This is a genomic window from Natrialba sp. PRR66, from assembly GCF_034808065.1.
Lineage (GTDB): Archaea > Halobacteriota > Halobacteria > Halobacteriales > Natrialbaceae > Natrialba > Natrialba aegyptia.
Genome location: NZ_JAXHGN010000236.1, coordinates 1 through 242, shown reverse-complemented (window position 1 = coordinate 242; position 242 = coordinate 1). Strand labels below are relative to the sequence as shown.

The window sequence follows — 242 nt, the reverse complement described above, 5'->3', positions numbered from 1 at the left end:
ATGCAATTGCGAGGCCAACCTCGGCTTCAGTCAGATATCCCGCGAAGGCTGTAGAGCCACTGATTCCACCCCCGTGTCCGACAACCTCATCCCCACCGAGTGACTGACGCATCCAACCATGTCCATACCTACGTTTAGTGCCATCTAGGAACGTCTGTTTGATCGCTTGTTCTGCCTGCATCTGATCTACCAATTCTGGAGTGGTACCCTCGAAAACATCACCTCCTCCACGTATCATCTCC

At 52.9% G+C, this 242-nt stretch carries 1 pseudogene; it reads right to left on the bottom strand.

The features are described 5' to 3' along the window. A pseudogene (locus SM755_RS24085) lies at positions 1-181 on the bottom strand (penicillin-binding protein); the annotation flags it as partial. Positions 182-242 lie beyond the last annotated feature (61 nt).